Source organism: Streptomyces sp. NPDC054975 (assembly GCF_053609105.1).
Map to the genome: position 1 here is coordinate 332,815 of NZ_JBSGWV010000002.1, position 22,232 is coordinate 355,046.

At 70.6% G+C, this 22,232-nt stretch carries 17 protein-coding genes and 2 pseudogenes; 10 read left to right on the forward strand and 9 right to left on the reverse strand.

The features are described from left to right. Positions 1-10: 10 nt before the first annotated feature. The 3 genes from nuoL to nuoN are packed head-to-tail and all read left to right on the forward strand — an operon-like array spanning position 11 to position 5,156. The gene (nuoL, locus tag ACWF79_RS03980; RefSeq protein WP_453726458.1) at positions 11-1,903 is read left to right on the forward strand and encodes an NADH-quinone oxidoreductase subunit L; all 1,893 of its coding nucleotides are present in this window, start codon (positions 11-13) and stop codon (positions 1,901-1,903) included. A gap of 5 nt (positions 1,904-1,908) precedes the next feature. Next, entirely contained in the window at positions 1,909-3,498 is a 1,590-nt protein-coding gene (locus ACWF79_RS03985) for an NADH-quinone oxidoreductase subunit M (RefSeq protein WP_453726459.1), read from the forward strand. Further along, positions 3,495-5,156: an NADH-quinone oxidoreductase subunit NuoN gene (gene nuoN, locus ACWF79_RS03990; RefSeq protein ID WP_453726460.1), complete on the forward strand. Its 1,662-nt coding sequence runs from the start codon at positions 3,495-3,497 to the stop codon at positions 5,154-5,156. Before ACWF79_RS03985 ends, nuoN begins: the two co-directional genes overlap by 4 nt. Positions 5,157-5,214: 58 nt before the next feature. Here the strand turns inward: nuoN and ACWF79_RS03995 are convergent, their stop codons facing one another. Both ACWF79_RS03995 and fahA read right to left on the reverse strand, forming a co-directional pair. Beyond that, on the reverse strand, positions 5,215-5,751 hold the full coding sequence (locus ACWF79_RS03995; RefSeq protein WP_453726461.1) for a hypothetical protein: 537 nt from the start codon (positions 5,749-5,751) through the stop codon (positions 5,215-5,217). Between the two features lie 138 nt (positions 5,752-5,889). Beyond that, positions 5,890-7,122: a fumarylacetoacetase gene (fahA, locus tag ACWF79_RS04000; protein WP_453726462.1), complete on the reverse strand. Its 1,233-nt coding sequence runs from the start codon at positions 7,120-7,122 to the stop codon at positions 5,890-5,892. A gap of 318 nt (positions 7,123-7,440) precedes the next feature. Between fahA and ACWF79_RS04005 the strand changes: the two genes are divergently transcribed. Continuing rightward, the gene (locus tag ACWF79_RS04005; RefSeq protein ID WP_453726463.1) at positions 7,441-8,724 is read left to right on the forward strand and encodes an LPXTG cell wall anchor domain-containing protein; all 1,284 of its coding nucleotides are present in this window, start codon (positions 7,441-7,443) and stop codon (positions 8,722-8,724) included. Between the two features lie 72 nt (positions 8,725-8,796). Here the strand turns inward: ACWF79_RS04005 and ACWF79_RS04010 are convergent, their stop codons facing one another. Continuing rightward, on the reverse strand, positions 8,797-10,794 hold the full coding sequence (locus ACWF79_RS04010; RefSeq protein WP_453726464.1) for a CocE/NonD family hydrolase: 1,998 nt from the start codon (positions 10,792-10,794) through the stop codon (positions 8,797-8,799). 18 nt (positions 10,795-10,812) lie between these two features. After that, positions 10,813-12,318, reverse strand: a complete 1,506-nt coding sequence (locus tag ACWF79_RS04015; RefSeq protein WP_453726465.1) for a peptide MFS transporter — start codon at positions 12,316-12,318, stop codon at positions 10,813-10,815. Positions 12,319-12,493: 175 nt separating this feature from the next. Between ACWF79_RS04015 and ACWF79_RS04020 the strand changes: the two genes are divergently transcribed. Together ACWF79_RS04020 and ACWF79_RS04025 are read left to right on the forward strand one after the other, a co-directional pair. Further along, complete coding sequence (locus ACWF79_RS04020) at positions 12,494-13,504, forward strand: polyprenyl synthetase family protein (RefSeq protein ID WP_453726466.1); 1,011 nt, start codon at positions 12,494-12,496, stop codon at positions 13,502-13,504. A gap of 163 nt (positions 13,505-13,667) precedes the next feature. After that, the gene (locus tag ACWF79_RS04025) at positions 13,668-14,897 is read left to right on the forward strand and encodes a LolA family protein (protein ID WP_453726467.1); all 1,230 of its coding nucleotides are present in this window, start codon (positions 13,668-13,670) and stop codon (positions 14,895-14,897) included. 79 nt (positions 14,898-14,976) lie between these two features. Here ACWF79_RS04025 and ACWF79_RS04030 read toward each other — a convergent pair whose 3' ends face one another. After that, positions 14,977-16,287 carry a M28 family metallopeptidase gene (locus tag ACWF79_RS04030; protein ID WP_453726468.1) on the reverse strand — a complete coding sequence of 437 codons (1,311 nt, stop codon included), beginning with the start codon at positions 16,285-16,287 and terminating at the stop codon, positions 14,977-14,979. A gap of 281 nt (positions 16,288-16,568) precedes the next feature. On the opposite strand from ACWF79_RS04030, the pseudogene ACWF79_RS04035 reads away from it, so the two are divergent. Both ACWF79_RS04035 and ACWF79_RS04040 read left to right on the forward strand, forming a co-directional pair. Then, positions 16,569-16,865, forward strand: a pseudogene (locus ACWF79_RS04035) (carboxymuconolactone decarboxylase family protein); the annotation flags it as partial. Positions 16,866-16,914: 49 nt separating this feature from the next. Beyond that, positions 16,915-17,097 (forward strand): annotated as a pseudogene (locus ACWF79_RS04040) (DUF1203 domain-containing protein); the annotation flags it as partial. A gap of 3 nt (positions 17,098-17,100) precedes the next feature. Here ACWF79_RS04040 and ACWF79_RS04045 read toward each other — a convergent pair. Further along, entirely contained in the window at positions 17,101-17,568 is a 468-nt protein-coding gene (locus tag ACWF79_RS04045) for a VOC family protein (protein WP_453726469.1), read from the reverse strand. Between the two features lie 49 nt (positions 17,569-17,617). Next, positions 17,618-18,082 (reverse strand): winged helix-turn-helix transcriptional regulator, encoded by a 465-nt coding sequence (locus ACWF79_RS04050; RefSeq protein WP_453726470.1) that lies wholly within the window; start codon positions 18,080-18,082, stop codon positions 17,618-17,620. Between the two features lie 100 nt (positions 18,083-18,182). Between ACWF79_RS04050 and ACWF79_RS04055 the strand changes: the two genes are divergently transcribed. Continuing rightward, complete coding sequence (locus tag ACWF79_RS04055; protein WP_453726471.1) at positions 18,183-19,601, forward strand: MFS transporter; 1,419 nt, start codon at positions 18,183-18,185, stop codon at positions 19,599-19,601. 47 nt (positions 19,602-19,648) lie between these two features. On the opposite strand, the gene rarD is transcribed toward ACWF79_RS04055, so the two are convergent. Beyond that, the gene (rarD, locus tag ACWF79_RS04060; RefSeq protein ID WP_453726472.1) at positions 19,649-20,704 is read right to left on the reverse strand and encodes an EamA family transporter RarD; all 1,056 of its coding nucleotides are present in this window, start codon (positions 20,702-20,704) and stop codon (positions 19,649-19,651) included. A gap of 101 nt (positions 20,705-20,805) precedes the next feature. Then, positions 20,806-21,666: an NAD(P)H-binding protein gene (locus tag ACWF79_RS04065; RefSeq protein ID WP_453726473.1), complete on the reverse strand. Its 861-nt coding sequence runs from the start codon at positions 21,664-21,666 to the stop codon at positions 20,806-20,808. Positions 21,667-21,766: 100 nt separating this feature from the next. Here ACWF79_RS04065 and ACWF79_RS04070 point away from each other — a divergent pair, with 100 nt between their 5' ends. Further along, positions 21,767-22,198, forward strand: a complete 432-nt coding sequence (locus ACWF79_RS04070; RefSeq protein ID WP_453726474.1) for a winged helix-turn-helix transcriptional regulator — start codon at positions 21,767-21,769, stop codon at positions 22,196-22,198. Positions 22,199-22,232 lie beyond the last annotated feature (34 nt).

The following is a 22,232-nucleotide window of genomic DNA, read 5'->3' on the forward strand; positions in this document are numbered from 1 at the left end:
GGGCTGAATTGTGGACAATCTGATCGCTCTGCTCATCGCGGCGCCTCTGCTGGGAGCGGCCGTCCTGCTGTGCGGCGGGCGGCGCATGGACAAGGCCGGGCCGCTGCTCGGCACGGTGCTCGCGGCCGTCTCCTTCGTCATCGGCGCCGTCCTCTTCGTGGACATGCTCGGCAGGAGCGTCGACGACCGGGCCCTGCACCAGCGGCTGTTCAGCTGGATCCCGGTCGAGGGGTTCCAGGCGGACATCGCCTTCCAGCTCGACCAGCTGTCGATGACGTTCGTCCTGCTGATCACCGGCGTCGGCTCGCTGATCCACCTGTACTCGATCGGGTACATGGAGCACGACGAGCGCAAGCGCCGCTTCTTCGGCTATCTGAACCTGTTCCTCGCGGCGATGCTGCTGCTCGTCCTCGCCGACAACTACCTGCTCCTCTACTTCGGCTGGGAGGGCGTCGGCCTCGCCTCGTACCTCCTGATCGGTTTCTGGCAGCACAAGCCCACCGCGGCCACCGCCGCCAAGAAGGCCTTCCTGGTCAACCGGGTCGGCGACATGGGCCTGTCGATCGCCATCATGATCATGTTCACCACCTTCGGGACCTTCGCCTTCGGGTCGGTGCTCTCCTCGGTGGGGGAGACGTCCGAGGGGACGCTGACGGCGCTCGGCCTGATGCTGCTGCTCGCCGCCTGCGGCAAGTCGGCCCAGGTCCCGCTGCAGTCCTGGCTCGGGGACGCGATGGAAGGCCCGACGCCGGTCTCGGCCCTCATCCACGCGGCCACCATGGTCACCGCCGGTGTCTATCTGATCGTCCGCTCCGCCGCTATCTTCAACGGCGCGCCGGACGCCCAGCTCGTGGTCGTCGTGGTCGGCGCGGTCACGCTCCTCTTCGGTGCGATCGTCGGTTGCGCGAAGGACGACATCAAGAAGGCCCTGGCCGGCTCGACGATGTCGCAGATCGGCTACATGATCCTGGCGGCCGGCCTCGGCCCCATCGGCTACGTCTTCGCGATCATGCACCTGGTCACGCACGGCTTCTTCAAGGCCGGGCTCTTCCTCGGCGCCGGATCGGTCATGCACGGCATGAACGACGAGGTGGACATGAGGAAGTACGGCGGCCTGCGGAAGTACATGCCGGTCACCTTCGTCACCTTCGGCCTCGGCTACCTCGCGATCATCGGCTTCCCGGGCCTGTCCGGCTTCTTCTCCAAGGACAAGATCATCGAGGCGGCCTTCGCCAAGGGCGGCACCGAGGGCTGGATCCTCGGCGCGGTCACGCTGCTGGGCGCGGCCATCACCGCGTACTACATGACCCGCGTGATGCTGATGACCTTCTTCGGCGAGAAGCGCTGGCAGGCCGACGACAAGGGGGAGATGCCGCACCCGCACGAGTCGCCGAAGTCCATGACGATCCCGATGATCCTGCTGGCCGTCGGCTCCATCGGCGGCGGTGCGGTCTTCGAGTTCGCCGGATTCGTGAAGTGGCTGGAGCCGGTGACCGCGTTCGAGCACGGACACCCGCCGATCAGCGCCGCGGCCGTCACCGCCGCCACGGTCGCCGTCATGGTGATCGGCGTCGGCCTCGCCTACCTCCAGTACGGGCGCCGCCCGGTCCCCGTCACCGCCCCGCGCGGCTCGCTGCTCACCCGGGCCGCCCGCCGCGACCTGCTTCAGGACGACTTCAACCACGCCGTCTTCGTGACGGGCGGCAGGCACCTCACCCGCTCGCTCGTCTACGTCGACCACAGCCTGGTCGACGGGGTCGTCAACGGCACCGCCGCCTCGGTCGGCGGTCTCTCCGGCCGGCTGCGCAAGCTGCAGAACGGCTACGCCCGCACGTATGCGGTCTCCATGTTCGGAGGTACGGCGGTGCTGATCACCGCGACCCTGCTGATGAGGGCGGTGTAACTGTCATGTCCTTCCCGCTCCTTACGGTGACGGCAGCGGTGCCCGCGGTCGGTGCGATCCTCACCGCCGCCGTCCCCGCCGCCCGCCGTACCGCGGCCAAGTGGCTGGCCCTGCTGGTCTCCCTGGTCACGCTGGTGCTCGCGGCGGTCGTCATGATCCGCTTCGAGCCCGGCGGCGACCGGTACCAGCTCGTCGAGTCCCACGCCTGGATCAAGGACTTCGGCGTCCGCTACGAACTGGGCGTGGACGGCATCGGGGTGGCGCTGATCGCGCTCACCGCCCTGCTGATCCCCTTCGTCATCCTGGCCGGCTGGCACGACGCCGACCCCCTGGAGACGAAGTCCACGCGCTGGCGGCCGACCCAGGGCTTCTTCGCCCTGATCCTGATGGTCGAGGCGATGGTGATCCTCTCCTTCGAGGCCACCGACGTCTTCCTCTTCTACATCCTGTTCGAAGCCATGCTCATCCCGATGTACTTCCTCATCGGCGGCTTCGGCGACCGCGCCCACGCGGGCTCCGACGAGAACGCGGCGGCCCAGCGCTCGTACGCGGCCGTGAAGTTCCTGCTGTACAACCTGGTCGGCGGTCTGATCATGCTGGCCGCCGTCATCGGGCTCTACGTGGTCGCGGGAAACTTCTCCCTCACCGAGATCGCCGAGGCCCGCGCGAGCGGGCAGCTGGAGATGGCGACCAACACCGAACGGCTGCTGTTCCTCGGCTTCTTCTTCGCCTTCGCGGTGAAGGCGCCGCTCTGGCCGCTGCACACGTGGCTGCCCAACGCGATGGGGGAGGCGACCGCACCGGTCGCCGTGCTCATCACCGCGGTCGTCGACAAGGTCGGCACGTTCGCGATGCTCCGCTTCTGCCTCCAGCTCTTCCCGGAGGCCTCGAAGTGGGCCACCCCCGCGATCATCGTGCTCGCCCTGATCAGCATCGTGTACGGCGCGCTGGTCGCGGTCGGCCAGCGGGACATCAAGCGCCTGGTCGCGTACGCCTCGATCTCGCACTTCGGCTTCATCATCATGGGCATCTTCGCGATGACCACCCAGGGCCAGAGCGGCGCGACGCTGTACATGGTCAACCACGGGATCTCGACGGCCGCCCTGATGCTGGTCGCCGGCTTCCTGATCAGCCGGCGCGGCTCGCGGCTCATCGCGGACTACGGCGGTGTGCAGAAGGTCGCCCCGGTGCTCGCCGGCACCTTCCTGGTCGGCGGTCTGGCCACGCTGTCGCTGCCGGGGCTCGCGCCCTTCGTCAGTGAATTCCTGGTCCTCGTCGGCACGTTCGCCCGCTACCCGGTCGCCGGCATCATCGCCACGACCGGCATCGTCCTCGCCGCGCTCTACACCCTCGTCCTCTACCAGCGGACGATGACCGGCCCGGTGAAGACGGAGGAGATCCGGACGATGCCGGACCTGCGGGCGCGCGAACTGGTCGTCGTCGCCCCGCTGATCGCCCTGCTGATCTTCCTCGGGGTGTTCCCGAAGCCGCTGACGGACATCGTGAACCCCGCCGTCACGCACACCATGTCCGACGTCCAGCAGAAGGACCCCGAGCCCGCCGTGCCCGTCGAGAACCTGGAGGCGGCCAAGTGAGTGCATCCGCCGTCGCGCCTTCCGTCCACAGCCTGTGGACGACGGCTGCCGAGCCGTTGGCGAAGATCCCCGCACCCCACATCGAGTACGTCCAGCTCTCACCCGTACTCATCGTGGTCGGCGCCGCGGTCCTCAGCGTCCTCGCCGAGGCCTTCGTGCCCCGCAAGGTCCGTTACCACTCCCAGGTGTTCCTGACCGTGCTCGCGCTGGTCGCCGCCTTCGCCGCGATCATCGGCCTCGCCGCCGGCGGCTACGGCTCCACCAAGGCGCACATCGCCGCCATGGGAGCCATCGCCGTCGACGGTCCGGCGCTCTTCCTCCAGGGCACGATCCTGCTGGCCTCGCTCGTCGCCGTCTTCACCTTCGCCGAGCGCAGGCTCGACCCGGCCGACCACGGCCACAGGGTCGACTCCTTCGCCGCCGAGGCCGCCGCCGTCCCCGGCAGCGACCAGGAGAAGGCGGCCGTCAAGGCCGGGTTCACCACCACCGAGGTGTTCCCGCTGGCGCTGTTCGCCATCGCCGGCATGCTGGTCTTCCCGGCCGCCAACGACCTCCTGACGCTCTTCATCGCCCTGGAGGTCTTCTCCCTCCCGCTCTACCTGCTCTGCGCCGTCGCCCGCCGCAGGCGGCTGATGTCGCAGGAGGCCGCGGTCAAGTACTTCCTCCTCGGCGCCTTCTCCTCGGCGTTCCTGCTCTTCGGCATCGCCCTGCTCTACGGCTACGCGGGCTCCGTCTCGTACGCCACCATCGCCAACGTCGTCGACGGCTCGGTCGCCTCGGTCGACCCGGCCCTCGCCCAGACCATGGGCAACGACGTGCTGCTGCTCATCGGCTTCGCCCTGGTCCTCATGGGGCTGCTGTTCAAGGTCGGCGCCGTGCCGTTCCACATGTGGACCCCGGACGTCTACCAGGGCGCGCCGACCCCCGTCACCGGCTTCATGGCGGCCGCGACGAAGGTCGCCGCGTTCGGCGCCCTGCTGCGCCTGCTGTACGTGGTGCTGCCGGGCCTCACCTGGGACTGGCGGCCGGTCATGTGGGGCGTCGCCATCGTCACCATGCTGGGCGGCGCGATCGTCGCGATCACGCAGACGGACATCAAGCGGCTCCTCGCGTACTCCTCGATCGCGCACGCGGGCTTCCTGCTCGCCGGTGTCATCGCGGCGACGCCCTCGGGCATCTCGTCCGTGCTCTTCTACCTGGGCGCGTACTCCTTCGTGACGATCGGCGCGTTCGCGGTCGTCACGCTGGTGCGGGACGCGGGCGGCGAGGCGACGCACCTGTCCAAGTGGGCGGGCCTTGGCCGCCGTTCGCCGCTCGTCGCGGCGGTCTTCGCGGTCTTCCTGCTCGCCTTCGCCGGCATCCCGCTGACCTCCGGCTTCTCGGGGAAGTTCGCTGTCTTCAAGGCGGCGGCCGAGGGCGGCGCGGGCGCGCTGGTCGTCGTCGGTGTCGTCTCGTCGGCGATCGCCGCGTTCTTCTACATCCGGGTGATCGTGCTGATGTTCTTCAGCGAGCCGAAGGCGGACGGCCCCACGGTCGCGGTGCCCTCGGTCTTCACGGCGGCCACGATCACGGTGGGCGTCGCGGTCACGCTGGTGCTGGGCCTCGCGCCGCAGTACTTCCTGGACCTGGCGGGCCAGGCGAGCGTGTTCGTCCGCTAGCGACGCGCTCCAGGGCCCGGTCTCCGCGCGAGCGGGGGCCGGGCCCTGACGCGTGTGCCTAGGGGTGCGCCGTGCCCGTCGGGCAGTCGCACGTGACCTTCGGGTTGTACGGGGCGAAGACGCCCGCCGGGTTCTTCTTGAAGATCCAGGCGTGCAGGGAGTAGTGCGGGCCCACGGGTTCGAAGTCGAACGGCCCGTCGAAGCCGCGGTCGAAGAGCTCGGGCCGCGGCTGGCCGGTGTTGGGGACGACCCACTCGAGTGCGACCAGCTTCCGCTTGCCCTTGTCGTCGTCCGCGTACAGCACGGCGGCGGGCTTGGTCGGATCGGTCGAGCCGATGTGCTCCGGCTTGACGTAGTGGTAGCCCATCCCGCCGAGCTCCGGGTCCTCCACACATTCGTCCGTCCGGAGGTAGCCGTCGGCGATGGCCGCCTGCTCCGACTTGTACTTCACCGTGGCGGCGTACGTCTTCTCCAGGTCCGGGTGGGGCCAGTCCGTGACCGGGTTCGCGGCCGAGGCCGGGGCCGTCGTCAGGGCCAGCGACATGGCGGCGGCGAGGCCGAGCGCGGCTATGAGCGGACGGGGTCGTGCGGGCATGTGCGTGCTCCTTGAGAGGTGGGCGCGCGCCCCGGAGGGGGCGCCTGCGTCGAGCGGGGCTCCCCCTGGGCCCTGCGAGCAGCATGCGCAGCCCCGACGGGTCACCGCACGCCGGGTGACCCATCGGGGCGACCGCCCTCAGGCGCCCGGAGCTGCCACGATCCGCCCGGTGACCTCGCCGAGCGCGACCTGCGTACCGTCCGGACCCGGGGCCCAGGCGGTGAGCGTGACCTCGTCGCCGTCCTCCAGGAACGTCCGCTTGCCGGTGGGCAGTTCGAGCGGGTCGCGGCCGTTCCACGTCAGTTCGAGGAGCGAGCCGCGCTGGTGGACCTCGGGCCCGGAGACCGTGCCGGAGCCGTACAGGTCGCCGGTGCGTAGCGAGGCGCCGTTGACCGTCATGTGGGCCAGCTGCTGGGCGGCGGTCCAGTACATGGTGGCGAACGGCGGCTCGGAGACGACCTGGCCGTTGATCTCGACGGTGATCCGCAGGTCGAAGCCGCCTGGCTCCTCGTCCGTGGAGTCGTCCAGGTAGGGGAGGAGGTCGAACTCCCGGGCCGGCGGGGCCGTGCGGGCCGCGTCGAGGGCCTCCAGGGGGGTCACCCAGGCGGAGACGGACGTCGCGAACGACTTGCCGAGGAAGGGGCCGAGCGGGACGTACTCCCAGGCCTGGATGTCGCGCGCCGACCAGTCGTTGAGGAGCGTCAGGCCGAAGACGTGCTCACGGAAGTCGGCCAGCGGGACCGGGGTGCCGTGCGGGGAGGGGGTGCCGACGACGAAGCCGACCTCGGCCTCGATGTCCAGCTTCACCGAGGGCCCGAAGACCGGGGCGGGATCGGTGGGCGCCTTGCGCTGACCGGCGGGGCGTACGACATCGGTGCCGGAGACGACGACCGTACCGGCGCGCCCGTGGTAACCGATCGGCAGGTGCTTCCAGTTGGGGGTGAGTGCGTCGCCGTCGGGGCGGAACATCCGGCCCACGTTGGTGGCGTGGTGCTCGCTCGCGTAGAAGTCGACGTAGTCCGCGACCTCGAACGGCAGGTGGAGCGTGACCGTGTCGAGCGCGTACAGCAGCGGCTCTATGACCGGCCGGTGCGCGGGTACGGTCACCCAGCCCGTCAGGGCCCTGCGGACGTCGCGCCAGGCGGTGCGGCCGGCGGCCAGCAGCGGGTTGAGGCTGGGCTGGGCGAGCAGCGCGGCGTACGGCGAACCGAGCGCGTGCGCCGCGGCCCCTGCGTCGAGCACATGACCGCCGATGCGGACGCCGACCCTCCGCCGGTCGGGCTCGTCGGCGGGGGAGAAGACGCCGTACGGAAGGTTGTGCGGGCCGAAGGGATCGCCCTCGGCCAGGTCGAGCGGGGACTGCTCGGGCATCGGTGCTTGCCTCGCTTTCACGGGTGTGGAGGACACGTTACGGGGCGGGCCGCCGGGCGCGGATGACATGGATCACAGAGAAACTGCCACCTCCGTGCACAACTGTCCATGTTTGCGCGGTTTATTCGTCCCGGGGGCGAGCTGAGGGTGCGTGACCCGACTGAGCGCGTTCAATTCCTTCTTTTCCGGGGCCTTGTCCGGGTCATACCATCACGGCACTGTCGCGCCGCGTGAGGCTCCCGCAGGAGCGACTCCCCCTTGCTCTGTCTTCGCCCGACCGCTCCTGACCAGAAAAGGTCCACCTTGAAGATTCGCCGCATGCTCGCGACGGCCGTGGCCGCCGCCGTGACGACCCCTGTCGTCTTCCTGTCGGCCGCCCCGGCGTTCGCCGACACCAAGCCGGCCGCTCCCGCGCAGACGCAGGAGCAGAAGAAGACCATCGAGCAGCTGAAGAAGGACGTCGAGGCCGCGCAGGCGGCGTACGACGCGTCCCTCCTCACTGTCGCGGACCTCATCAAGGCCCTGGAGGCCTTCGCCAAGCCCGAGCACGAGCTCCAGGTCGCCCTCGCCGCCGCCAAGACGGCCGCCGCCGAGGCCGCCACCAAGAAGACCGCCGCCGACACCAAGGTGACGGAGGCCAAGGCCGCCCTCGCCGCGCTCCCGCCCGAGGCCACCGCCGAGGAGAAGGCCGCCGCGGAGCTGGCCGTCACCAACGCGGAGACGGCCGCGGCCGAGGCCGCCGCCGCGAAGACCGCCGCCGACACGGAGGTGGTGAAGGCGGGCACGAAGATCGACGACGCGCGGGTCGCCACCGCCAGGAAGATCGGCGAGGCCCAGAAGGTCAGGGATGAGGCTCTCAAGACCCTGAACGCCGCCAAGGAGGCGCTGAAGAAGGCCGAGGACGAGGCCAAGGAGGAAGAGGAGGAGGAGCCGCCGCACGAGGACTGCTTCCCCGACGACAAGTTCACCTCCGTCGTCCAGGGCCTGCCCTCGAAGGTCGTCGCCGGCACCACCGTCGACTTCAAGCTGCGCCTGACCAACGGCAGCGACCGGACGCTGGACGAGGCGTACGCCTTCGTCGCCCTCCACGCCTTCGACGAGAAGGGCCTCAAGCCCCTCGACAAGTACCTCGACCTGGAGTGGTACGAGGTCGTCAAGGGCAAGGGCGCGTGGAACGACGTCCCCGTCGCCGAGGAGCTGCCGGTCGGCGCCCTGAAGCCCAAGGCCTCCGCCGACATCAAGCTCCGCCTGAAGGTGGACGCGAGCGCCCCCGCCGGCCAGGGCATCACCTTCGCCGCGGGCGACTTCTGGAACGAGGACGGGACCTGCGGCGGCACGCCGGACCTGACCGAGTACAAGTTCCAGATCCTCGCCAAGGGCACCGACCCGGGCAAGGTGGAGGACGCCCAGGGCACCCCGGGCAAGACGAACACCACCACCCAGGGCGGCACCTCCACCACCCCGGTGACCACCGGCACGCTCGCCAACACCGGTTCGAACGACGCCGTGCCGCAGATCGCCCTCGCGGGCGCCGCGGCCGTCGCCCTCGGCGCCGGCGCGATGTTCGTCGTCCGCCGCCGTAAGGCCGGCGCGGACGCCTGATCCGAGCAGTGAAGAGGGGCCCGCGTTCCATGAGGAACGCGGGCCCCTTTGGCGCGGACGCCTGCGTACCGCTCACCCCGCCGTACGCGGAATCCTCTTCTCCCAGGTCCGGTGGAAGAGGACTTCGTCGCCCTCCTTGCACACCACCTCGTTCGACGTCATGAACGCGTCCGCGTCGCAACGGATCTCCGAGCGCGAGTCGATCCTCACGTCCCAGGAGAGTTCCGGGCGGTGGAGGCGGATCGACCAGTCGGAGCGGGTGCGGGCCGACAGGGGGTCGTTCTCGGTGATCGTGTAGGTCTCCAGGGCGTCCTCGGTGAACTCCAGGCCGTCCGGGTAGACCCGGGTGCCGCCGTAGCGGGGGTCGACCTCCAGGCGCCATTCGCCCCTGGCCACGTCCCGTACGACCAGGCGCTCAGGGCGGGGCTCCTCCAGGGTCGCCGGGATCACCACGCCCAGGGGCTCGGACTGTTCCGGCTCCTGCCACTCGACCGCGTCCGTCGTGGGGCGACGGACCGGGAGCGTCAGGTTCGAGGTGGTCGGGGCGAGGGTGAAACCGGCCGCGTCCGGCTGGGGCCAGATCCAGGGCCAGTACGCGGAGGAGACCGCGAGGCGGACCCGGTGGCCGGGCGGGAACGTGTGGCCGATGCCGTTCAGCTCGAAGACGACGGTCTCCACCTCGCCTACCTGCGCCTCGACCGCACGGTCGCGGCCGTGGCGGGCGGAGAGGTTCAGCGCGCCCCGGGTCACCAGGGTCGACGAGCCGTCCGGGGCGACGTCGCAGAGGCGGGCGATCACCTGGCCGGTGGGCGCGCCCGCGCGAACCGTCAGGCTCACCGCCGGGCGGCCCAGGATCTCGATCGGCTCCCCGTCCTCCGGTACGGCGAAGTCGAAGCAGGCTGAATGGGCGTCCTCGTCCCGCTGGTCCGGCGGCAGGTCCGCGTCGTTGCCGAAGGGGAAGAAGCGCCCCGCGTCCAGGCCCGTCTGCTGCGGCGATTCGACCACGACAGGGTCGCCCTGGAAGGCGTACGTGACGGGTGTGACGTTCGGGGACGGCCAGGCCGGGTCGCTGACCCAGCGGCCCGGCAGCTCCTCGTAGACGGTCGCCGGCGGGTGCGAGGCGCTGATCCAGGAGCGCAGCAGCGGCTCCGCCATCACGTCATTGTCCGCGCCCTTGAGGTGGTGGTCCCACCAGCGCAGCGTCTCCTGGAGGAAGCCGATCGCCGGCCCCGGCGGGAGCCCGCGGTCCGGGTACTGGTGCGACCACGGCCCGATGATCCCGCGCACCCGGTCCTGCGGGAGGTGCTCCACCAGGCGCAGCACGGTGTCCCGGTACGGGTCGTGCCAGCCGCCCACGGCCAGGACGGCCGCACCGATCGCCCCGTAGTCCTCGCAGACGCTGCCGTGCTTCCAGTAGTCGTCGCGGGTCTGGTGGGCGAGCCAGGTGTGGATGAACGGGTCCACGGCCTCCAGGCGCCGCAGCCACATCTCCCGCCACTCCTCGCCCACGTGAAGCGGGTCCGGCGGCCGGCAGACGAAGGCGAGCATGGTCGCCGCCCAGGCGTGCATGTCGACGGCGAGGACGGAGCCGCCCATGTAGTGGACGTCGTTGTCGTAGCGGTCGTCGGTCGAGCAGACCGTGACGATCGCCTTCAGCGGCTCCGGGGCGAGCGCGGCGATCTGGAGCGCGTTGAAGCCGCCCCAGGAGATCCCGAACATACCGACCTTCCCCGTGCACCAGGGCTGCTCGGCGAGCCAGTTCACCACCGCCACGCCGTCCGCCAGCTCCACGGCGTCGTACTCGTCGCCCGGCAGCCCCTCGCTGTTGCCGTGCCCGCGCACGTCGACGCGTACGGAGGCGTAGCCCTGCCCGGCGTACCAGGGGTGGCGCTGCCAGTCCCGGGGCGCCGTCCAGTCGCTCAGGCGGTACGGGAGGTACTCCAGGAGCGCGGGGACGGGCTCGTCGGTGACCGGGCGCCAGATCCGGGCGTACAGCCGCGTGCCGTCCTCCAGCGGGATCCGGACGTCCTCGCGGGTCGTCTCGTACGGGAACTCGGTACGGATCTTCATGGCGGACCTCCACGGACCTCAGTGGACGGGGTGCATGGTGCGGCGCAGCCAGGGCGCCATGGCGATCACGACGAGGCCCGCGAGGACGGCGATGGCGCCGTTGACGCCGAAGTAGGCGGGCTTGGAGACGTCGTCGTACAGCTTCACCGTCTGCGCCTGGATGCCGTTGGCGAGCGCGAGGGAGAGGAACCAGAGCGACATCGTCTGGCTGGAGAAGGCCTTCGGCGCGAGTTTGCTGGTCGCCGACATCCCGGAGGTCTCCAGGAGCACGTCGCCGAGCCCCAGCAGCAGGTACGAGCCGACGATCCACCAGGCCGCCATGCGGTACGTGTCGTCCGCGTGCCCGGACGTCGGCAGCGCCATCAGCAGGAACGACAGGCCGCCCAGGATCACGCCGAAGGCGATCTTGTTCGAGACGTGCGGCTGCTTGTGCCCCATCCGCGCCCAGGCGGCGGCCACGACGGGCGCGAGCGCCACCTCGAAGGCGCCGAGGGCGGAGGCGTACCAACTGGCCGGGAAGTCGAAGCCGAGGATGGTGGTGCGGGCGTTGGTGGAGGCCAGCAGGATCATCGTCGAGTACGCCTGGAAGAGGATGAAGTTGAAGACCACCGAGGCCAGGAAGAGCACGACGTACGGCTTCAGCCGGCCGCGCTCCTCCGCCGTGACCCGGGGGCTCTTGAACATCACCCAGAAGTAGACGACCGGGGCGATCACCGAGATGAGCGTCAGCAGGTCGACGAAACGGTCCATCGTCAGCCAGCCGACCCCGGCAAGCAGGCCTCCCAGGGCCGCCACGGCGACCAGTCCGAGGACGATCAGGCGGACGGCCCGGCGCATGGCGTCGGGGGCGAGCGCGAATTCGGCGGAGTGCTTGCGCCCGGCCAGGTGACGGCGGCCCAGGACGTACTGGAGCAGGCCGAGGGTCATGCCGACGGCCGCCGCGGAGAAGCCCCAGTGGTAGCCGCGGTGGTCGGCGAGCCAGCCGGTGATCAGCGGTCCGGCGAAGGCACCGATGTTGATCGCCATGTAGTAGAGGGCGAAGCCCGCGTCACGGCGGTCGTCGTCGGTGCCGTAGAGCTTGCCGACCATGGTGGCGACGTTCGGCTTGAGCAGTCCGGTGCCGGCGCTGATCAGGCCGAGGCCCACCCAGGTCATGCCGGCCGTCGGCACGGCCATGGAGTAGTGGCCGAGGGCGATCAGGATGCCGCCCCACAGGACGGCCCGGTACGAGCCGAGGATGCGGTCGGCGAGCCAGCCGCCGCCCACGGACACCAGGTAGACGAGCGTGCCGTAGGCCGCGGCGACGGAGGCGGCCGTGCCCGCGTCCATGCCCAGGCCCTCGTTCGCGACGGTGTCGGCGAAGTAGAGGACGAGGATCGCCTGCATGCCGAGGAACGAGAACCGCTCCCAGACCTCCAGACCGGAGAGAGTGAGAAGCCCCTTCGGGTGGCCGAAGAAGGCATGATCGTCCTCGGGGGGCGGCTGCTCGCCGTCGGTGTCGGTATCGATCGCTGTTCGGGACAAAACGGCCACTCCTGGTCGTATGAGCTGATCACGAACATACCGGGGGTGGCGGGAAGGCGCCCATGGTGATCGAAACGCGACCGGATACGCTGACTTGAGTGAATCGAGCGACACATCGACAATCCGTGTGATCGTCGGCAGCAGAAGCAGGCGTCAGCAGACAGGAGACCCCCTCGTGACCGTCGTCGGGCCGTTCGGTCTTAGCGTGCGGGACCAGGCTCTTGAGGCCGATGTCCAGGCGGGTTTGGCGGCCGTGGAGGCAGGACTCCTCGACGCCACCAAGAGCGAGATCCCGTTCATCACGGAGGCCGCGCAGCATCTCGTCCTGGCAGGTGGGAAGCGTTTCCGGCCCCTGCTCGTGATGCTCGCCGCCCAGTTCGGCGACCCGTACGCGCCGGGCGTCGTGCCCTCGGCCGTCGTCGTCGAGCTCACCCACCTGGCGACCCTCTACCACGACGACGTCATGGACGAGGCGGACGTGCGGCGCGGGGTCGACAGCGCGAACACCCGATGGGGCAACTCCATCGCCGTCCTCACGGGTGACTTCCTCTTCGCCCGAGCCTCGCACACCCTTGCGGACCTCGGCCCCGAAGCCGTACGGATCCAGTCGGAGGCGTTCGAACGTCTGGTCACCGGCCAGATCCTGGAGACGGCCGGCCCGCAGGGCGACCGCGACCCGGTCGAGCACTACCTGGACGTGCTCGGTGGCAAGACCGGCTCGCTCGTCGCCGTCTCCTGCCGCTTCGGCGCGATGATGTCCGGCGCGGACGAGAGCGTCGTCGACATCCTCACCCAGTACGGAGAGCGGCTCGGCGTCGCCTTCCAGCTCGCCGACGACGTCCTCGACATCGCCTCCGACTCGCACGAGTCCGGCAAGACCCCGGGCACGGACCTCCGCGAGGGCATTCCGACCCTCCCGGTCCTCCACCTGCGGGCCGCGGCGGCGACTTTCGGCCGTCCTGAGGACGTGGAGCTGGTCGAGCTCATCGACGGCGACCTCAGCGACGACGCCCGGCACGCGGAGGCCCTGCGCCGGCTGCGCGTCCACCCGGCCCTGGAGCAGGCCCGGCGGGACACCGTGCGGTACGCGGAGGAGGCGCGGGCGATGCTGGCGCCGCTGCCCGAGGGGTACGCGAAGGCGGCCCTGGAGGAGCTGTGCGACGCGGTGGTCCACCGGGCGGGCTGAGCATCCCGGTTCCTGGCGCGCCCGGGGTGATCCCCCGGGCGGGGCAGGGTCCCTAAGGGTCTGTCATCCCAGAGCAGTACGTGAGGTTGAGTCCGGAGTCTGACGATTCCGAGCCGCCGCTTTGGTCAGATGGAGTCATCGACCACGGAGGTTAGGACAGACCATGGCAGAGACCCGTAAGGTGAGCCGCTACGTCGTCCCGTTCGCGGTGGCCGGCGTGGCCGCGGCGACGATCGGACTCGTACCGGCGCTGGCGGCGTCCGGCGACCCCGACCTGCCGGAGATCACGGCACAGCAGCTGATCGAGAAGATCGCCGCTTCGGACACGCAGACGCTGTCGGGCACGTTCAAGGTGAGCACCGACCTGGGCCTGCCGTCGGTGGCCGGTCTCGCCGACAGCTTCGCGTCCGGCGCGGCCTCGGACGGGGGCTCCGGCACCACCCCGTCCACCGACCCGGCCGACATGCTGACCAAGCTGATCTCGGGCTCGCACACGCTGCGCGTGGCGGCGGACGGCCCGGAGAAGCAGAAGCTGACGCTCCTCGACGGCTCGGACGAGTACAGCCTGATCCACAACGGCGACGACGTCTGGGCGTACGACAGCAGGTCGAACGAGGTGTTCCACGAGAAGGGCGCCTCCGACGGCCCGGCCGGCGAGAAGCCGGACAAGGCCGGGAAGGACGGGCTGCCGGGCACGCCGAAGGAGCTCGCGGACGAGGTCCTGAAGGCGGCGGGCGACACGACGTCGATCACGGTGGGCGGGACGGCCACGGTGGCCGGCCGGGACGCCTACCAGCTGGTGATCAAGCCCAAGCAGAGCGGCTCGACGGTGGAGTCGGTGAAGATCGCGGTGGACGCGAAGACCGGTACGCCGCTGAAGTTCACGCTGGCGTCGGTCGAGGGCGGCAAGCCGGTCCTCGACGCGGGCTTCACGAAGGTCGACTTCGCCAAGCCGGCGGCCTCGACGTTCGACTTCAAGGCGCCCAAGGGCGCGAAGGTGACCGAGGGCACGGGCGAGGGCCCGGCGGAGCACGGGAAGTCGCCCGAGGACGTCGAGAAGGACCTGGAGAAGGAGTTCGGCGGTCTCGGTGCCCTCTTCGGTGCGCCCGGCGCGGCCGGTGCGGCCGACGGCCAGGGCATGAACGTCATCGGCGAGGGCTGGACGACGATCGCGACGTACGACACCGGCGCCAAGGCCCCGAAGACGGACGAGGCCCCGAAGGAGGTCCAGGGCTTCCTGGACTCGCTCGGGGACGAGGTCAGCGGGAAGTTCGGCTCCGGCACGGTCTTCAAGACGAAGATCGTCAACGCGCTGATGACGGACGACGGCAAGGTGTACGTCGGCGCGGTGACGAAGCAGGCGCTCGTGGACGCGGCGAACGCCGCGAAGTAACGCGCGGTGGGACCCCGGGTGGGTCGGGGGCATTGGTCACCGACCCACCCGGGCGTTTTTCGTGGAGCGGTCGATCCGCTTACGGGAACGTCAGCTTGAAGCCGCTGATGTACCCGGTGTCGACCGAGGCCTTGTCCTGGGCCCGCAGCTTCCAGGCGCCGTTGGCGACCTCCGAGGAGGCGTTCACGGTGTAGGTCTGGACGAGGTTGTCGGCGCTGCCGCCGGAGCGGTTGTGCAGGTTGTAGACCGAGCCGTCGGGGGCGACGAGGTCGACGACGAGGTCACCGCGGTAGGTGTGGACGATGTTCACGTCCACCTTGAGGGTGGAGGGCGCGTTGCCGGTGATGCCGGTGACGTTGACCGTCGAGGTCACCGCGGCGCCGTTGTCCGGGATGGACACGTCCGCGGTGTTCTCGAAGACCGTGCCGGGCTGGGTCGTACCCGCCGACAGGGTCCAGATCGCGTGGGCGACGGCGTCGCTGTTGCGGTCCAGGGCGGTGTCGTTGATGTTCGCGGTGGTGTCGCAGGAGGAGTGGTAGCAGCGGTCGAAGGCCGTGGCCGTACCGCCCCACTTCTGGACCTGGGCGCTGGTCTTCACGCGGCTGGCGCCGGTGAACAGACCGCCGACCGGGATGCCGACGTTCTTGAACGAGGCGTGGTCGGAGCGGCCGTCGCCCTCGGTCTCGATCTCGGTGGGGACGCCGATGCCGGCGAAGTAGCTCTTGAAGGTCTGCTCGATGGTGGGGTCGTCGTCGTAGACGAAGTAGCCCGGGTTCGGCGACCCGATCATGTCGAAGTTCAGATACCCGGAGAACTTCGAACGCTCCGTGCTGGGCAGCTGGTTGACGTAGTACTTCGACCCGACGAGCCCGAGCTCCTCGGCGCCCCACCAGCCGAAGCGCAGGTGCTTCGTCGGCTGGAGGTTGGCCCGGGAGACGGCGAGCGCGGTCTCCAGGACGGCGGCGGAGCCGGAGCCGTTGTCGTTGATCCCGGCGCCGGAGGAGACGGAGTCGAGGTGCGCTCCGGCCATGAGGACCTGGTTGGGGTCGCCGCCGGGCCAGTCGGCGATGAGGTTGTAGCCCGTGGCACCGCTGGTGGTGAACTGCTGGACGGTGGTGGTGAATCCGGCCGCGTCCAGCTTGGCCTTCACGAAGTCGATGGACGCCTTGTAGCCGGTACGGCCGTGGGCGCGGTTGCCGCCGTTGGCGTTGGCTATGGACTGCAGATCGGCCAGGTGCTGCTTGACGTTGGCGAGCGGTATGTCGGGCGCGGCGGCGATCGCCGCGGGCCCGGCGGGCGCCGCGTTCGCGGAGGCGCCGGTGAACCCGGCGAGGGCCAGCGCGGCGACGGCGGAGAGCGCGGCGGCACGTCTGGGAACGGAGAACTTCATGTGGGGGCTCCGGATTCCGAACGGGGATGGGACGGAAACGTGCGAGACGCCCCGGGGCGTGGGTGCCACGGGGCGCTGGAGCTGTACGGGTGGTGCGTGGGCTGAATGTTCGGCGAGAATTTGACTTCCCGTCAAGAGCGGAAACCGGTCAGACCTGTTCGCTCTCCGGACGCCGCTCTGAATCCCCCGAAGAAAAAGCCTCCCACTTCGGTCACACCTCTCCGATCGGATCCGTCAGTGCTGTGAAGGGCGCTGACAAGGCCCACACAAGGAGAGCAGCCATGACGAACGTGAACCCGAGCCCCTCCGTCTCCCGCATGCCGAACCCGGGCGAGTTCGTGCCCGAGGTGGCGGACGTCAGTGCCGCGCTGTTCCGGGCAACGGGCAACCGCTCGGTGCCGCGCTCGACGATCAGCCTCGTCCACCTGCGGGCCGGCCAGATCGTCAACAACACCTACCTGACCGTCCTGAACACGAGCTTCCTGCGCAAGGCCGGGGTCTCCGAGGAGCGGATCACCGTCGTCTCCTCCTGGCAGGACGCCTCGTACTTCACCGACGCCGAGCGCGCCGCCCTCGCCCCGCGCCAGCACGCGGGGGACGTGCGCGCGACGCTGGGGTCATGACGACCTCCGCCGGTACGACGCCGCGGGGCGGATCGTCGGCGGACGGCTCCTGGAGATCCCGGCCGAGGCGACCGCCGCCTTCGACAAGGGCTTCGCGGAGGCCTTCGCCGATCCGCGCGTCGCACTCGTGCACGTCAGGGCGGTCGAGTACGGCTGCTTCCAGTTCGAGGTACGGCGCGACGCCTGAAAGTCACTCCACGCAGAACTCGTTCCCCTCGGGGTCCGTCATGACCACCCACGTCGCCCCCCACTCCGACACCCGCCGCAGCACCGAGGCGCCCAGGGACTCCAGGCGGGCCACCTCCGCGTCGCGGGTCTCGGGGCCCGGGTGGAGGTCCAGGTGGACGCGGTTCTTGACGGTCTTCGCCTCGGGGACGCGCTGGAAGAGGATCCGGCGGCCACGGCCGGCGCCCGACTCCTCGTCGTACGGGTCGTCCGGGTGCCGGACAGCGGCCAGATCGCGCCACCCGCTGCGCCCGTCCGGGAGCGTGACCGTCAGATCGGGCGGTGCGGCGCCGGCGTCGAGGAGCCGTGTGACGAGCGCGCTGTGGTCCTCGTCCACGTAACCGAGGGCGGCGGCCCAGAATCCGGCCTGTGCGTGCGGGTCGGCCGTGTCGACGACGACCTTCCAGTGGAGGGGTGTGGTGGCGGGTGTCATGGGACCAGTCTTAGTGGTTCGGCCGCCGCCACGCCCGTCGCCGCGCGCGTCAGACCGTGGCGCCGGCCGGCTCCGCCGCTGCCGCCTCCCGGGCGTCGTACGCCTCCCGCGCCGCCGCGATCTCGTTCTGGTGCCGCTCCGTCCACGTCACCAGAGAGCGGATCGTCGTGTGCAACGTCCCGCCCAGCGGCGTCAGTTCGTAGTCCACGCGCGGCGGGACCACCGGATGGACCGTCCGCCTCACCAGGCCGTCGCGCTCCAACTGCCGCAGCGTCACCGTCAGCATCCGCTGGCTGACCCCGTCGATCTCCCGCTTCAGCTCCGAGAATCGCAGCTTGCGGCGGTCGAGCAGGGCGATGACCAGCAGCGACCACTTGTCGGCGACCCGGTCGAGGATCTGCCGTACCTCGCAGTCCTCCCGCGTGTCCCACTGGAAGGGGTCGGCGTCCCCGGACAGGCCCTCGGCGTAGGTCACTTCGCAGTGACTCGGTGACTTCAAAGTGCCTTCTTCCATGGCATCGGATCGTGCCGCAGGATCGGGGTGGTTACAAGAGGGAACCGACCCTCTGGCCGGTAACCGCCCCTTCCTTCTTCCTTCCTGCCTGGAGACAAGTGTGTCCACCTCCCTCCCCGCACGCGCCTGGGCGCTCCTCCTCGTCCTCTGCGGGACGATCTTCCTCGAAGGCATCGACGTCGCCATGCTCGCCGTGGCCGTACCAAGCATCAGATCCGATCTGGACCTGTCCACCGGTACGGCGGCCTGGGTGATGTCCGCCTACGTCCTCGGCTACGCCGGCTTCACCCTCCTCGGCGGACGCGCGGCCGACCTCCTCGGACGCCGCCGGATGTTCCTCGGCTGGCTCACCGTCTTCCTGCTCTTCTCCGGCCTCGGCGGCTTCGCGACCGAGGGCTGGATGCTGATCACGGCCCGCTTCATGACGGGTGTCGCCGCCGCCTTCATGACCCCCGCCGCGATGTCGATCATCACGACGTCGTACGAGGAGGGCCCGCAGCGCAACCAGGCGCTGCTGGTCTTCGCCGGCACCGCCGCCGGCGGTTTCTCCCTCGGCCTCGTCATCGGTGGGCTGCTCACCCAGTTCGGCTGGCGCTGGGTCTTCTTCGCGCCCGTCCTGCTGGCGGCGGCGGTCCTGCTCGCCGCACTGCGGCTGATCCCGAAGGAGCCGCGCCCGCAGCGGGCGGCCGGTGGCTTCGACGTGACGGGCGCGCTGACGGCGGCCGGGGCGATGCTGCTGCTCGCCTTCGCGATCGTACGGCTGGAGCACGGCCTCGACGGCTGGCCGCTGACCGCGCTCGTGGCCGCCGCCGGTGTGGCCCTCGCCGGGGTGTTCGTCGCGGTCGAGCGGCGGTCCGTCGCCCCGCTCGTCCGCCTCGGGCTGCTGCGCAAGGCGTCGACCGTCCGGGCCGACCTCGGCGCGCTGCTCTTCGTGGGGTCCTTCTTCGGCTTCCAGTTCGTCGCCACGCTCTACCTGCAGGAGCTGCGTGGGTGGTCCGCACTGGAGACGGCGTTCGCCCTGATGGCGATGGGCGTCGACGCGATCCTCGCCCCGACGCTGACACCGAGGCTGGTGGCGCGGTTCGGCAACGGCCGGGTGATCCTCGGCGGGTTCGTGCTCGCGGTCCTCTCGTACGCGCTGTTCCTGCCGGTCGGCCGCGACTGGTCTTACGCGGCGATGTTCCCGACCCTGCTGCTGACCGGGCTCGCCTTCTCGCTCGCGTACGGGCCGCTGACGATCGCGGCGACGGACGGCGTCGCGGAGGAGGAGCAGGGGCTCGCGAGCGGGCTGCTGACGACGGCGACGCAGTTCGGCTCGGCGGTCGGCATCTCGCTGGTGACGGCGGTGTACGGGATCGTCGGCGGCGGCCTCGACGGGTTCCGGGCCGCGCTGGCCGTACCCGTGGCGATGGTGGCGCTCGGGGCGGCGATCACGGCGACGGGCGGGCTGCGGCGGCCCTCGCGGACCGCTCAGGCTCAGGACGCACCGGGGGACACGGTCGAGGTCCCCGTCTCGTGAGTCCGGTCCGGCCGCATGGGGGCGCATCCGCCCCCATGCGGGCCAGGCTAGGCGGGCCGGGCCGGCTGGGTGGACGCCGTGGAGGCGCTCGCGGCCCCGGGCTCCTCGGCGGGGATCCCGGTCACCGCGACGGCCTCCGGGCCGTTCACCGCGGCGGTCGCCGCCGCGGTCCCGGAGTCTGCCGTCGCCGCGCGTTCCGCCGCCGCCAGTTCCGCCCGGCTCCGGCGGGCCGTGCGCAGCGCGTCCCACGTCAGGATCGTCAGCGCCAGCCACACCAGGGAGAAGCCCGCCCACCGCTCCGGCGGCATCGCCTCGTGGAAGTACGCGATGCCCAGCACGAACTGGAACATCGGCGCCAGGTACTGCAGCAGCCCCAGCGTCGACAGCGGGACGCGGATCGCCGCCGCGCCGAAGCAGATCAGCGGCACCGCCGTCACCACGCCGGTCGCGGCGAGCAGGGCCGCGTGCCCGGCGCCCTCGGCGCCGAACGTGGCCGTGCCCTGCGTGCCGAGCCAGAGCAGGTACGCGAGGGCGGGCAGGAACTGGACCGCCGTCTCGGCCGCCAGCGACTCCAGGCCCCCGATGTTGACCTTCTTCTTCACCAGGCCGTAGACGCCGAACGAGACGGCCAGGATCAGCGAGATCCACGGCGGCTGTCCGTACCCCACCGACAGGACGAGGACGGCCGTGGCCGCGACGCCGACCGCCACCCACTGCGCGGGCCGCAGCCGCTCCTTCAGGAGCAGGACGCCGAGCGCGATGGTGACGAGCGGGTTGATGAAGTAACCGAGGGACGCCTCGACGACGTGACCGGTGTTGACGGCCCAGATGTAGACGCCCCAGTTGACGGTGATCACCGACGCCGCGAGCGTGATCAGGCCCAGCTTGCGCGGGCTGCACGCGAGGTCGCGTATCCAGCCCCAGCGGCGGACCGCGAGGAGCGCGACGACGACGAAGGCCAGGGACCAGACCATCCGGTGGGCGAGGATCTCGATCGCCCCGGCCGGCTTCAGCAGCGGCCAGAAGAGGGGGACCAGCCCCCACATCCCGTAGGCACCGATCCCGTAGAGGAGACCTGCTCGTCCCTCGTTGTCCGTCTTCACCGAACCTCCTGCCCTGCGCCACGCCGTCCTGATGACGGTAGCGCCGCACAGGGCAGGCTGTCATGTCCGTACCGCGATACGGTCATGACTCGGGGCAGGCCTTACGCCAGGGCCTCCGCGATCGTCTCGGCCAGCGGGGTCGTCGGGCGGCCGATGAGGCGGGACAGGTCACCGGTCTGTCGGGCCAGCGCCCCGCGCGCGATGGCCTTGTCGACATCGACGAGGATCGCGGCGAAGAACGGCGGGACGCCCGCGCCGGTCAGGATCTCCTCGTGCGTCTCGGCCGGGACGTTGCTGTACGCGATCTCCTTGCCGGTCTGGCGGGCGACCTCGGCCGCGTACTCGGCCAGCGACCAGGCGACGTCGCCGCTCAGCTCGTACGCCGTGTTCACGTGCTCCTCGGCCGGGCCCGCCAGGACGGCGGCGGCCGCGGCGGCGTAGTCGGCGCGGGTCGCGGAGGCGACCCGGCCCTCGCCCGCGTTGGAGACGACGGCGCCGTGGGCGAGGACGGGGGCGAGGTTGGCGGTGTAGTTCTCGGTGTACCAGCCGTTGCGCAGGAACGTGTACGGCAGGCCCGAGTCGAGGATCAGCGTCTCCGTCTCCCGGTGCTCGGCGGCCAGGTCGAAGTCGGCCTCCGGGCCGCCGAGGATGCCGGTGTACGCGAGCTGGGCGACGCCGGCGGCCTTGGCCGCGTCGATGACGGCGGCGTGCTGGGACACGCGCTGCCCGACCTCGCTGCCGGAGATCAGCAGGACCCGGTCGCCCGCCTCGAAGACGCCCGCGAGGGTCTCGGGCTTGCCGTAGTCGGCGATCCGCAGCTCGACGCCACGCTCGGCGAGGGCGGCGGCCTTCGCCTTGTCGCGGACGACGGCGACGACGGACTCGGCGGGGACCTGGGCCAGCAGCTCGTCGACGACGAGACGGCCGAGCTGTCCGGTGGCTCCGGTGACGACGATGCTCATGGGGGTTCCTTCTCCGTGGAGTGGCGCGGTGGGGCTACGCACTCACCGTACGGCTGGCGCTAACCTTTCGAAAGTACCCACTTTGAAGTAAGGTACTGGCATGGGAGTAAGTGCAGAAACTGGCGCGGACGACGAACTGCAGAGCCTGCTGGCCGACGTCGACGGCGCCATGTGCCCGTCCCGGCTCGTCCTGGAGCACGTCACCAGTCGGTGGGGCGTCCTCGTCTTCATCGCGCTGAGCGAGCGTTCGTACCGCTTCAGCGAGCTGCGCCGCCGGGTCGGCGGAGTCAGCGAGAAGATGCTGACGCAGACGCTCCAGACCCTGGAACGCGACGGCTTCGTCCACCGCGACGCCAAGCCCGTCATCCCGCCCCGCGTCGACTACAGCCTCACCCCGCTCGGCGAGGAGGCCGCGGACCGGGTCAGGGAGCTGGCCCGATGGACCGGCGCACGCCTCCCGGCGGTCGAGGAGGCCCGCACCCGCTACGACGTGGCGCGGCAGGAGGCGGTGGCCACGAGGTCATCCCCCTGAGGCGGTGAACAGCGCCTGTTGGGGCGTGCGAGGG